The following is a 12,695-nucleotide window of genomic DNA, read 5'->3' as shown; positions in this document are numbered from 1 at the left end:
TTCAGACGCTCCTGAACGATGCGTCGCGGAGACGCAGCTGGCTGATGAATCCGGTTTCCGGATCGGTCCACGAGCCGAATTCCAGCACGCCCCACGCCGTAATCGGCGCGTTGTACTGCACGAATGTCTGCTTGGAGGAGAGATAGACGACCATGATGTTATCGGGCCAATCGGCATCGGAAGAGCAGAACGGGCAGAGCGACATCGGGATTTCCGTGAGCACGAAGAAAGCGGCCTCGGCCTTCAATGGCGGCGCCATGAAGCCATTGATGGCGACTTTCCTGCCGCTCAGCTGCTTCACCTTGTCGGAAAATTCGAGCCCGAGTGGGCCGAATCTCTTATAGAGTTCGCCGAAGCCCAATGTCTCGGCGGCATTCGCGCGTGTCGCAATGCCCATGACCGGCAAGGCTACGGCTGCGGCGAGAAAGCTTCGACGATTGATGGTGGCGATCTTGTGGTTCGACATCGCTTACCCTCATAAAATGGAGAAGAACAGGCGGTTCTGACACCGCCTGTCTATATTCAGATGCCTGTCAGGACTTACATCTTTTCGGCGCCGAACGCGAAAGTATCGGCCAGCACGCGGTAGACATCGCTCTGTTCCATGTAACCGCGGAAGCCTTCGGCACCAGGGCCGGCTGCCTGGAGCACGACATCGTCGACGGCGTGGACACCGCTGTCCTCGTCCTTCGGAAGGTTGCCCTGCACGAAGACCGCACCGGGCACATCCTTGTAGGCTTCGTTGGCGACATATTCCTTCTTCTCGTTCTGAACAGCCGGCACGAAAGGACCATCGAGTTTCGGGCGGAAGGTCTCGTAGTGATCGGGACCGTTGTTGGCGGCTATGAACAGGCGACGCGAAACGTCGACGCGATCCGGATAGCCGTCGCCATCCTTGTCCTCATAGTTCGGGAAGCCGGCCGCCGCATAGGTGCCGACCTTCTCGCGCATTTCCGTGCCCGGCTTGCTATCGTCGACCGTGCCGATGATCGAGACGCCATGGGTATGGTCGCCGGTGACGACAACAAGCGTGTCGGGGTTCTTGACCTGGAACTCACGGGCAACGGCGACGGCCTTGTCGAACTCGATCGTATCGACCAGAGCGCGATCCCAATCGAGCGGATGGCTCATCTTGTCGATGGAGGCACCCTCGACCATCAGGAAGAAGCCGTCCGGGTTTTTGGAAAGCTTGTCGAGCGCGACCTTGGTCATATCGACGAGGCCAGGCTGGTTCGGGAACTTGTCGACCGTGCCCTTCTTGAGGAATTCGCGGTCGAGCGTGACGTCGAGATTGCCGGTGTGGAAGAGGCCGAGCAGCTTGTCCTGGTTCGAGCCGGCAGCCGCCGCCAGTTCGTTCTTGTCGGTCGCAACGGCATAGCCGGCGTCCTTGAAGAGCGCGATATAGTCCTTGTCGTCCTTACGTTTGGAGCCAGGAATGCTTTTCGCCAGGAAATAGGCCGAGCCGCCGCCGAGCACGACATCCGGCTTGACGTCGTACATCATGCCGACGATGTCAGCCTTGTCGCCGCGCTTGCGGGTGTGGGAGACGAGCGCCGCCGGGGTCGCATCTTCGACTTCGGCCGTGGTGACGATGCCGATCGATTTCTTGCCGGTGCGGCGCAGGGCCTCGCCGATCGTTTCGACCTTCGGATCGTCCAGGCTGGCAGGGGTGCGGTCGGCATAGACGCCGAGAGCGTTGACGGCCGACTTGTGGCCGGTCATGTAGGCCGACATGGTGTTGGCGCTGTCGGTGGCGATGGCCGAGGTCGAGGACGTGCCGATGAAGGCGACCGGCGGGATATCGTCCATAGCAAGGCGGCCATTGGCCTTGCCTTCGGTCATGCCCTTGGACATGAGGCGAGCACCGGTGCGATGCGCAACCGAGAGACCATCGCCGAGCAGGAAGATGATGTTCTTGGCCTTCGGCGTGGCCGATGTGCCATAGACATCCCAGTTGACAGACTTCTTCTCGTCGCCGGCCGAAACCTCGACCTTGTACTGGCCGGGCTTTGCGAGCTTGATGCCGCGCAGGATCAGGGCCGATCCGAGGACCTTGTCCTCAGCGCCCTTTTCTTCCGCAACGAAATCGGCAGCCTTGCCGAAAATAGCGTCGTAGCTTTCGCCGTTGACCGTGACCTTCACGTCTTCCGGCTTGACGACCTTGTTGAATTCCACCTTGAAATCGAACGGAGAACCGGCAAGTACCGTTGCCCGGTCCAACGGATAGACTGTCGCTGCATGGGCCGCGCCGGACATCAGGGCCGCAGACATCATGACGAGAAGAAGTTTACGCATTTATACCCCCTGCGTTTGGTTGCTTCCCGCTCCCCACTTATAAAAGCCAGATGACAATCACGTAAAATGGAGTCAATTTCTCAACCGCTAATTCAAAACGACGATCGGCAAGTAAGATTGATTGTGTGTGCCGCATCTAAAATGCCAGCCGAACGTATGGATCTTCTTTTCAATTCAACACACTCCGCGCAACCTGCGCCATGCAAGCTAAGCCGACATTCATGATGCCAAAACTTGCTATCCTCATAAGATAAGCGAATACTACACACGCTTCGTGAGGATTCTCAGAGTTTTGCGCAATGGATGAACAGCTCGACAAATTGGATCTGCGCCTGCTGGAGGAGCTTCAGAAAGACGGCAGATTGACGAACAACGAGCTCGGCGAGCGCATAGCGCTTTCGCCGTCGCAGTGCTCGAGGCGACGCACGAGGCTGGAGGCAGAAGGCTATATTCGCAGCTACCAGGCCAATCTCGACCGGCAGAAGCTGGGGCTGGACATGCTCGTCGTCATCTCGGTGACGCTTGCCACCCACAACAGGGATAATGCCCGCCGGTTTTCGCAGCTCATCAACGGTCTGCCGGAGGTGCTGGAAGCCTATGCGCTGACAGGAGAAATGGACTATCACCTGAAGGTTGCCACCCGCGGGCTTACCGATCTCTCCCGTTTCGTCAACGACGTGCTGCTTCCGCATGAATCGGTCCAGCATGTTAAGACGGCAATCGTCCTCGATACTCTCAAGACATTCGAAGGATTTCCGATTGCCCTGCCGCAAGGCTGACATGGCGCCGACGTTCGATGATCGTTGTTGCGCGGCCGTATCCTGCCGGGCATCAAGGGCAAGTTTTGAGGGCTTGCTTTCGGCGCATGCAGCCTTTCCAATCACGCCAAAGACAATATCCTTGGCGAGGACGGGCTTGCATGACCGGCACGGATGTACAGACGCGGCATTTCGAAGAATTTGCCGAAGTTCTGCTCAGATGTAATCATCTATACCGTCCCAGCAACGATTCCATTGCCTTGCGCAATGCTGTCGAAAGCAGGCGCCAGATCGAGATATTCGACTATAGTCGTTCCGCCGATGCCTTCACGCGTGCGTTCGGAATGCGAAATTCACTAAAGTGCCTGCGGGTACTTACCAGCCTCGAAGCAACGGTTCACAAATATAGAAGGGTATGCGATCTCGGCTGCGGCTCGGGCGCCTTCAGCCTTGCCTTTGCCTATCTTGCCGGAAATCCCGAGCTCGAGGTTTACGGGCTCGACATATCCGAACATCAGCTCGCTCTCGCCAGGGAGCTGATGTCAGCGGCTGGCCTGCCGGGACGTTTCCAGTTCGAGCAACAAAGCCTGCCGGCGCAGATCGGGTATCTTCCCGACCTGACGATCTCCTCTTACTGGTTTTGTGAAAATGAGCACGTGATCGACGATCCGCGGCTGTTCGACCTTGTGGCCGGACAAGAGATATTGATCGTCGATTATGAAACGATCATCGGCCGTATCGCGACCTGTCTTCCGAAGGGATTCCATATTCTCGCGCGGCATAGCGCCCAGGTCGAAATTCCTCCCGCCTTGTCTGATTTCGTCGCGCAGGAAAGAGCAACCGTTTACGGCATCCATATCGGTCGGACCAACACTTAGACGCTACGTGACATTGCCGTCTTTGCAAAATGCACGCGAACCCTTGAAACGCCAACGTCGGCTTCCCAGCTAAGCCCCAACCCGCTGGTCCGGGCCCCTCTGGTGAGAGCCGTCGGCGCTCTTGCGATGTCGGACCGTTCCCGACACCGCGCCGACAGGGGTTTTCCATTATGGAAACATCTTTGCTCTTCGTCGAATGGCTGGGAAAGCCGCTCTGGATGTGGATGAGCTTCCTTGCGCTCGTCATCGCCATCCTCTCCTTCGACCTCGGCGTCCTGCATAAGGAAAACAAGGAGATCGGCGTCGGCGAGAGCATCAAACTCTCCATTCTTTACATCACGCTCGGCCTCGCCTTCGGCGGCTGGGTATGGTGGTATCTCGGTGCCGATTCCGGCCTGGCCTACATGACGGGCTTCGTCGTGGAAAAGACGCTGGCTCTCGACAACGTCTTCGTCATTGCCCTCATCTTCGCTTTCTTCGCCGTGCCTCGCCTCTATCAGCACCGCGTGCTCTTCTGGGGTATTCTCGGCGTCATCGTGCTGCGCGCGATCATGATCGGCGTCGGCGCGACACTGGTGGCCGAGTTCTCCTGGCTGCTCTATGTTTTCGCCGCCTTCCTCATCATCACCGGCATCAAGATGCTGGTCGTGAAGGATGCCGAGCCCGATGTCTCGAAGAACCCGCTCGTGCGTTTCATGCGCAATCGCTTCAACGTTACCGACAACCATCAAGGCGAGCGCTTCTTCGTCAAGCAGCCGCATCCGCAGAACGGAAAAATGGTCTGGTTCATTACGCCGCTTTTCATGGCACTCGTGCTGATCGAAGTCGCCGACGTAATTTTTGCCGTGGATTCGGTTCCTGCGATCTTCGCGATCACAACCGACCCCTTTATCGTCTATACGTCGAATATTTTCGCGATCCTTGGCCTGCGTGCCCTCTATTTCGCGCTTGCCGCCATGATCCACCGCTTCCGGTACCTGAAGCCCGCGCTCGCCGTCGTGCTCGTCTTCATCGGTTCGAAGATCTTCGTCGCCGATATGCTGGGTCTGGAAAAATTTCCGGCCGCCCTCTCGCTGGGGATTACCTTCGCGATCATCGCAAGCGGCGTCGGCTGGAGCCTGCTGAAGACACGCAACAAGACCGAAAGCGCCTGATGCCATGAGGTGCCCCCTCGGGGCACTTCCCTCCCCGCTTCAAACAGGTTTCCGACAAGGTACAGACATGATCTCCAATCTCCTCGCAGCCCTTTTTGCAACTTTCGCCCTTGGCCCGCTTGAAGCCGAAATCGAGCGGCATGCCGCTGCCGCCGGCCAGCCTGTCGGGATCATCAGGCAATCGCAGGCATGTCTCTCGTCCGAGGTCCCGGCGCTGGCGCAACGCGCCTCCGAAGACACTTTCTGGGCGATTTCCACCGTCATCGGCTTGTCGACCGGCTGGAGCAGCCCTGCCGATCTGCTCGACAAAAGCAATCCGGACTGCGCGCCCGTCATCAGGCTTATCCAGGGAAAGGGCGAAGGTGTCGATGAAGCCTGACGCTTTGTGCAATCAAGAAATTCCGGTGACCTCATCTGGTGATGTCCGATGACAGAACAGGCTGCCGGTACGACAGGGCATGATGACAGGGCATCCACTCGCCTGCACCATCTTGCCAGGCTCGCCCATGAGCAGGGCGGCATCTCCATCGGCGAGGTGCTCAGCGGCCTCGGGCACACGAGCATGGCCTTTACCATCCTCTTTCTCTCGCTGCCGGCACTGATCCCGATCCCAGGACCGTTCGGCGTCGTCTTCGGAAGCGCTCTCGCTCTGGTGGCGGTGCAGATCGCACTGGGCCGCCGGACGATATGGCTACCGGCCTTTCTCAATCGACGCCGGCTTTCGCCGGCAGTCGTGGAACTCATTGTACGCTACAGCGCGCCAATCCTCGCCAGGGTCGAAACCGTCGTTCGTCCGGGCCGTCTGGCCGCTTTCACGGGCGGCACCATGCAATGGCTGCTGTCCTTTCCGATCTTCCTGCTGGCCGTCGCCATTGTCCTTCCGATCCCGCTCGGCAACTATATGCCGGTCGTTGCCCTCGTGGCGATCTCAGTCGCCCTGATGGCACGGGACGGATTGCTGATCCTGGCGGCGGTGTTCGTCTCAGCACTGGCCTTCATCGCCACGGCCGGTCTCATCCAATTGACTTTCACCGGCCTGAACGCAATCGGATCGTAAGCACCTTATCCGGTGAGGAAGACAGCGGATGATTTTGCGGCCAGTTGCCGCGCTTGTCCGCAACAGCCTTTTCGCGTCTTGCCAATAGCGGCAAGCTTGCCATCTATGCCAGCGGCGCATTTCCAGCCATTAGGTTCCGGCCTGTAAAACATCTGTGCAGAGGATTTCATCGCATGCCATCAAAGCCCCCGTCATTCGTCCGCATGATTGCCCTCGGCAGCGCCGTCGCCATCGCGCTTGGCGCGCAGACGGCGACGGCGCAGGAAATGCCGGCTGCCTCTCAGTGGCCCGACACGCCGACCTCGCGTCTGGAAGCACTGGCAATCCTGCAGACCCTGAATGCCGATCTCCTCAGCAATGCCAGTGCCACGCTGACGCTCGATCGCTGGTGTGCTGGGCATAAGCTTGCACCGGATGGCTCGAAAATCGTTGCGCAGCGCGTGCGCGGTCAGGACAAGCCGGCCGATGATTCAATCCGGAAGCTGCTGGCGGTCGGACCTGACGAACCTGTCGCCTATCGTCGCGTTCGTCTGGCTTGCGGGGATCGTATTCTGTCCGAGGCGGATAATTGGTACGTGCCGGCAAAGCTCACAGCCGAGATGAACAAGTCGCTCGATACGAGCGACATCGCGTTCGGCCGTGCGGTTCAAGCCCTTAATTTCACCCGCACGAACCTGTCGGCAAAGCTCCTTTGGTCACCTCTCCCGCAAGGATGGGAAACCGGCGCCGATCTGTCGCCATCCGGGAGCGGATCTCTCGCCTTGCCTTCCTTTCTTCTCGAACACCATGCCGCGCTGAAGCTGCCGGATGGAACACCGTTCAGCGCACTGATCGAAAGCTATACCAGCCGGGTGCTGGACTTTCCCGCTCCCCATCTGCCATCGCAGTAAGTGGCCGACCACTTTTTCGACCTGATCCAGACACCGAAAAGCGACATCGCCAACACCTCGACATCGTACGAGATGATGCCGTTGCATTATCCGGAATTTTACGCGCCTGCCGTCCATGGATAGGTAAGCGAGCAAATTCTGTCCTTCAATCTGGAAGACGGTTTGCCGCGTTTGCAGAAGCAGCACACCCCATCTCGTGACGCGGCATAAGCCCATCAAGGCTTTGTTGGCGCCCTCGCCGCCTCAACTCCGCCATATTTGCGCCGTGATCGCTGAAGAATGCTGGCGCAAAACGGATGGAGTCGATCAATGACAGGCGAGCAATTTTCCTCGTCAGCCGCGATCTCCTGCATCTGTTAGGATCTCGTTCAGCAAAGCAGCGCACAAGTATGAGTTCTGGATTTAAGCGTTTGGCAGGCGAGCTTGTGGGGCAGGCAGGCTGTCAACATTGCTTTTGACGGCAGCAGCGAATGCCGACCCAGAATATTTGATAGGAGAACTAATTCCGTGCGGTTGAGACATGCCCTTCGAAGCGTCCCCCAGATGCTCAGCCTTTGCTCCCTCACCCTCGTCATTCCCGCAACATCGCAATCCCTGGCAGCCACCCGGCAGCCGGACATTCCGGCCTGGCTCGGAGCCTATGTCGGTACCGGCGACGGGCAGATCGCTCAACCGGTCCTGCAAAGAGCCCGTGCGCTCTACATGCGAAAGGTGAGCGAAGGCACGGTCAAAAATCCCTGCTATTTCGCCATGGACGCAACTCGTCCGAACACTCCAAATGACGGCAAGTCCGCGGGCCGCTTCTACATCGTTTGCGAGGCGACACAGACGTTCCGTGTCGTTTCCTCCGGCCACGGCAGCGGCCGCGATCTCAAGGGCGTCGCCGATTTCGGCAACGGCCGCATGTGCGCCAAGAACTTCGGCAATGCGATGGACTCGAACCTGACGACGGGCGGTTCCTATGTGACGGAGGAGACGAAGACGACCTTCAAGGGCTACTACAAGCTCTCACAAACCAAGGAAGCTGCCTATCTTCGCACGTTCCTGCAGTTCGATGGCGAAGGCGAGACCGCGAATGCTCGCGAAAGGGCGATCGGCGGACATGCGGCCGCCAAGGTTGCGGGCATCTGCATGAAGAAGGATCCGCAGAGCCCCTATGCCAACCGGGACGGATATGTTCCGCTCGGAAAGCTGGTGGAATATGCCGGCGGCCGTAGCGACGGCTGCACCAGCTGGGCGGCATCGGATGCCAATCAGATCATTTCCCTGGTGAAGGACAATCCGACGACGCTCTACATCTATCCGGAGTCCTCGGACATCAACGCGATCGCCAAAGCCGTTGCGGCGGGGCGCTCTCCGGCCCAATCCGGATTGTATTGGAACGACTCCTGCTTGAAGGAGATCGGCACGCCTAAGTTCTGGCCGAAGGAAACCCTCGAACCGATCATCGTGCAATACAAGAAGGACCATCCGGCACCGCCTGCCAAGCCGATCCCGATCTGCGACCAGCCGTGACGGTGGCCGAGAGCTAAATCAGGAAATTTGACAGGTGACGGCCTGGATCGTTGCCGCGCCTGTTTAAGGGAGCCGGGATGCAATTTCTCCTGTCGCGTTAAAATGCCTGCGCGGTAAGCTTGCCTGTGGACACCACAGCGCCGGATCGACGCGAAAATATATGGACATTTGCCGGTAAAAACGGCATAAAAACTTGAGATCGACGGCCGATAAGAATGTCTCCTATGACTTATTCGGCTGACTTGGCTGAATTTTACACAGCCTCTAGCCGATTGATTTTATTGAGATAAAGCCTCAATCAGAAGCTATCCCTCTCTTTCCTGCCGTTAGCCCTATAGGAGGGCCGTGCGTGGTCTTTCGCATCAACGAGAACCGTGGTGGATGCGTCTCAGTAGACTTGATCAGGTCTGCGTTAAACCAGCGCTCCGTATCGAGGCGTAGGCGGAACCGGATATCGACCTTTCCACATTGAAATTGGAACCCGGCTAGGCCACCTTTGGCGCGGTCGTATTTGCCCGCAGAAGGCTCATAAGCATGGGACCGATCGCAAACTCTCCTTTCTCCGTTCGCCGGGTCAGATCGCGAAGATAGCCGCCGGCTGAATTGATGTATGGGGCGCGTTGGAGGATGCAGGCGATGACGGTGGCAGCATTTTCTATCCCCATGATCCTGCAGGCCTCCTGATAGGCTCCAGGGCTGATATCGAGTGTTGATTTGACGATGATCGAGGCTGCAAGCAGATCACGCCAGTTGTTGATGGTCCCTGCTGGTCCATAGGACATGATGTCCGGACAAGCGCGGAGAATGAGATCCAGAGGGAAGGACTTTAGCTCCATCGGAGTCTCGTTGCGAGCTTCAACGCGAAAGCTGTGCATTGTTATGGGTGTTGGTCCGATAGCGCCCGGAGATGTTGCCGCTTCCGGCGTCTCTAGTGTTGTCCGTGGGAATGCGGTCTCGTCCAGCGACACTTCTTGCTGACCAGCCCCGGTTTCAGATTCAATTAGGGATTCGGAGTCTGAATTCTGTATGTGCCGCTCATTTTGATAGGGATTGCCGCTTAGTTTCGTGGATTTTACATGTGTTTCCAATTGGTTGATGATTTGGTCATGCAGGCGGCAGAGTTTATCCAGGAGAACGTCCAGCTCCATTGTGGTCGGAGACCGCGGAACACCGTCGATCAACGCACGGAAAGCCACGTAGACGGCTTCCCAAGGGCCGTCCACCGCCTCGGCAATGGCAGTTTCGATCAGTTTGGCGATATCGCGTCTGTGGAGGCTGATACGCTCGCGCAGGCTCTGCATATGAAGCCGTTCGGCCGCAACCCGAGCGGCGAGATGTTCGATCTCCTCGGCGCGTGCGAGAAGAGGCGCCAATGAGAAACCATAGGCCTCGTTGACGTCCCCTGCCCTGCTCCGACGAGCATAACGCTTTCCATTGGGGCTATCCTTGCGTACCAGAAGCCCGGCAGCGATCAACGCAGCCAAGTGGCGGCGAATGGTCTGCTCGGCCATCCCATGGGCGCGCAACGAGAGCTGCGCGTTCGAGGGAAACACGATCAGATTGGCGTCATCCGATAGTTCGCTTTTCGGATAGAAGCTTAAGAGCGCATTGAGAACTGCTAGCGCACGATCCGTCACCCCGAGAAGAGGCTTGGCTTCACAGAGCGCGCGATAAATCTTCCATTTGTCGACGGACCCGATAGGCTTCCCATGCTCGGCTCGTCTTTGAGCCATCAACATGGCAAGCGTCATCGGCCGCCGCCCAAAAGGCGTCGTCACATATTCGGCTTCCATTTTCTTTCACCTACGTTGTGGCAAAAGAAGACAGCTCACCAAAACGGCGTCAAAGACTCTTGACTGTGATTCGGGGAAATGCGATTCTCGATTTGCTTAAGATCAGAGAAGGGCTTCCACGACGACGTCGTTTGGGGGCCTTTTTCTTTTGCGGGTTACGTTTCCTTTCCTTGCTGAAACTCGTTGAAGAGAGATTGCAGTCTCTCCTGCACGAACTCGTCAAAACCGGGCGCAGCCTTGCTGTCGAAAACAAAAGTGGCGCGCGCCGGCGTTCGCTTAAAGGTCACCGGAACTCCGGCTATGGATGAGGGAGCTGCGGTGCTCTTGCCAGAAGCGGGCTTACCTGTTGCCAGAGCGAGTGCGTGCTGGAAGCGCTCATCGCTAGACATCTTCCGATAGTTGTCCGCGGACAACTCGGCAATGATCGGCTCGGAAGCGATGCTCTCAAGACGTTCTCCCAGTTCCAGCCAACGTCTGCGGCCGATTTCAGGAGCAGGCCCGATCGCGCTGATAAGCGGCAGAGGCACCTGTCTCGTGACGATCAACATCTTGGAAAGCGCTGCCTTGTCCACACCGAGTGCGGCCATGATGATATCGCGGCCGAAACCACGCTGCTCGAGGCGCAACGCAAACAACGCTCGCTCGACATAGGAAAGATTGGTGCGTGCGCTGTTTTCCTGGCCCTGACTGACCACCAGCTGGTCATCCGTGAGCTGACGGACGACGGCGCGCACTTTGATGCCGAGTTCCTTCGCGGCTGCCAGACGGCGATGACCGTAGGCAACCTGGAAGCGCCCCTTAGACTCCGGATGCGGCCGCACAAGGATCGGAACCTGCTGGCCGTGTTCGCGTATTTGCTCAACCAATTGGCCGAGCTCAATCGGATCTATTTCGAGGCGATCGGTAACGAAGGATCCGTCGACGACATCGGGATCGATGTCGACGACCGTCTGTCCTTCCGCCAGTTGCCGTTCGAGGTCGCTGGCGCGTTCCATTTTCTCCGTGATGTTTCCGAGTGTCCTCGTAATGCCGCCCACCGGACCGCCACCCCTCGCCTGCGGCAGGAAGCCCGCAATCGGACGATTGTCCTTTGCCGCTGGCGCATCCGTGCGCGCCGTGTTCGGCGCCGAGATTTCAAGAAGGTTTTTGCGCGCCATCTATTTATTTCCTTCCCCAGGTCAGGCGGAGATGCATCTCGATCTCGCTGTTGACGAGATTGAGCGAATCCAGAGCCCGGTCGTAGGTACCCCTGGTGAATTGGGCACGATCGACCTCATAAAGCGTTTGTTTGGTGACACCGGCATCGGCGACGGCCGTCGATTTCACCATGGCATTCTGCAGCATGCGATTGCCGAAGATGGCTCGCATGAAGCCTGTCATCTGGCTTTGCGGCCCGTCGTTCGGCTCGAAACGGGTGACGAGATAGCGCATCCAGTCGTAGCTGGTGCGCCCGCCTGCATTCTCGACCACGGACATGAGCTCGCTCGTCATCGTCAGGAACTGCGACATCGACATGACGTCGAGCATCTGCGGATGAACGGTGATGAGGATCGACGTCGCGGCGCAGAGCGCAGACATCGTCAGGAAACCCAGCTGCGGCGGGCAATCGATGACAACGACATCGTAGAAACTCTCGATCTCGGTCAGAACCTCACCAATGCGAGCAAAGAACATGGTCTCCGCACGGCCTGCCGCCATTGCGCGCGGCGTTTCGTGCTCGAACTCCATGAGCTCGAGATTGCCGGGGATCAGATGCAGGTTCGGCGTATAGGTCGAGCGGACGATATCGGCGATCGGTCGCGGCTCTTCATAGCGGATGGCGCCATAGAGGGTTTCATTTTCACCGACATCGAGTTCCGGCTGATGACCGAAGAGGGCAGATAGGGAGGCCTGCGGATCGAGATCGATGGCCAACACGCGATAGCCCCTCAGCGCCAGATATTGGGCGAGGTGGGCGGCAGTGGTGGTTTTGCCCGAACCGCCCTTGAAATTCATGACCGAGATGATCTGGAGCTTTTCCGATCCTCTGCGCCAGGGAACATATTTGGGTGTCCCGTTGCGCTCATCCAGTACCTTGCGGATGCGGTCCATATCCTCGGCGGCATAAAGCCGGCGCCCATTGGAAAGCGGGTCGGGTCCATGGCCTTCGGCTGCGATCTGGCGAAGATAGCCCTCACCGATGCCGATGAAGGCTGCAGCTTCCGCCGGCGAAAACATCCGCATAGTTTTCTGTGACTGAGGCGGGAAGATCTTTGCCTGATGTTGCTGGAGCTGATAAGACAATTCCTGCGCATCTGTCGCCAGAAGCGTTGGAAGGTGCTCTTGATCTTCTTGTAGCACGAGGCTCGGCTGCAT

The 12,695-nt window shown here is 58.1% G+C and carries 12 protein-coding genes; 7 read left to right on the top strand and 5 right to left on the bottom strand.

Going from position 1 to position 12,695, the window contains the following annotated elements; translation table 11 throughout:
* Nucleotide 1: 1 nt before the first annotated feature.
* Together I8E17_RS19755 and I8E17_RS19750 are read right to left on the bottom strand one after the other, a co-directional pair.
* Nucleotides 2-466: a hypothetical protein gene (locus I8E17_RS19755; protein WP_069610201.1), complete on the bottom strand. Its 465-nt coding sequence runs from the start codon at nt 464-466 to the stop codon at nt 2-4.
* A gap of 74 nt (nt 467-540) precedes the next feature.
* Nucleotides 541-2,295 (bottom strand): alkaline phosphatase, encoded by a 1,755-nt coding sequence (locus tag I8E17_RS19750; protein WP_069610200.1) that lies wholly within the window; start codon nt 2,293-2,295, stop codon nt 541-543.
* 299 nt (nt 2,296-2,594) lie between these two features.
* Here I8E17_RS19750 and I8E17_RS19745 point away from each other — a divergent pair, with 299 nt between their 5' ends.
* From I8E17_RS19745 to I8E17_RS19715, 7 genes are all read left to right on the top strand, one after another.
* Nucleotides 2,595-3,074, top strand: coding sequence for an Lrp/AsnC family transcriptional regulator (locus I8E17_RS19745; RefSeq protein WP_069610199.1), 480 nt, complete (start codon nt 2,595-2,597; stop codon nt 3,072-3,074).
* A 140-nt stretch (nt 3,075-3,214) separates the two neighbouring features.
* Complete coding sequence (locus I8E17_RS19740; RefSeq protein WP_069610198.1) at nt 3,215-3,931, top strand: methyltransferase domain-containing protein; 717 nt, start codon at nt 3,215-3,217, stop codon at nt 3,929-3,931.
* Nucleotides 3,932-4,101: 170 nt separating this feature from the next.
* A complete protein-coding gene (locus tag I8E17_RS19735; RefSeq protein WP_069610197.1) occupies nt 4,102-5,085 on the top strand; it encodes a TerC family protein in 984 nt (327 codons plus the stop codon).
* Between the two features lie 67 nt (nt 5,086-5,152).
* Nucleotides 5,153-5,464, top strand: coding sequence for a hypothetical protein (locus I8E17_RS19730; RefSeq protein WP_069610196.1), 312 nt, complete (start codon nt 5,153-5,155; stop codon nt 5,462-5,464).
* 48 nt (nt 5,465-5,512) lie between these two features.
* The gene (locus tag I8E17_RS19725) at nt 5,513-6,142 is read left to right on the top strand and encodes an exopolysaccharide biosynthesis protein (RefSeq protein ID WP_069610195.1); all 630 of its coding nucleotides are present in this window, start codon (nt 5,513-5,515) and stop codon (nt 6,140-6,142) included.
* 173 nt (nt 6,143-6,315) lie between these two features.
* Nucleotides 6,316-7,032, top strand: a complete 717-nt coding sequence (locus tag I8E17_RS19720; RefSeq protein ID WP_069610455.1) for a hypothetical protein — start codon at nt 6,316-6,318, stop codon at nt 7,030-7,032.
* A gap of 507 nt (nt 7,033-7,539) precedes the next feature.
* Nucleotides 7,540-8,547, top strand: a complete 1,008-nt coding sequence (locus I8E17_RS19715; protein WP_069610194.1) for a hypothetical protein — start codon at nt 7,540-7,542, stop codon at nt 8,545-8,547.
* A gap of 485 nt (nt 8,548-9,032) precedes the next feature.
* On the opposite strand, the gene repC is transcribed toward I8E17_RS19715, so the two are convergent.
* From repC to repA, 3 genes are all read right to left on the bottom strand, one after another.
* On the bottom strand, nt 9,033-10,340 hold the full coding sequence (gene repC, locus I8E17_RS19710; RefSeq protein WP_069610193.1) for a plasmid replication protein RepC: 1,308 nt from the start codon (nt 10,338-10,340) through the stop codon (nt 9,033-9,035).
* Nucleotides 10,341-10,495: 155 nt separating this feature from the next.
* On the bottom strand, nt 10,496-11,497 hold the full coding sequence (repB, locus tag I8E17_RS19705) for a plasmid partitioning protein RepB (protein ID WP_069610192.1): 1,002 nt from the start codon (nt 11,495-11,497) through the stop codon (nt 10,496-10,498).
* A gap of 4 nt (nt 11,498-11,501) precedes the next feature.
* On the bottom strand, nt 11,502-12,695 hold the full coding sequence (gene repA / locus I8E17_RS19700; protein WP_069610191.1) for a plasmid partitioning protein RepA: 1,194 nt from the start codon (nt 12,693-12,695) through the stop codon (nt 11,502-11,504).

Source organism: Rhizobium sp. AB2/73 (genome assembly GCF_020871915.1).
Lineage (GTDB): Bacteria > Pseudomonadota > Alphaproteobacteria > Rhizobiales > Rhizobiaceae > Rhizobium > Rhizobium dioscoreae.
The sequence above is the reverse complement of the archived record's forward strand: the minus strand, read 5'-3'. Positions and strand labels throughout refer to the sequence as shown.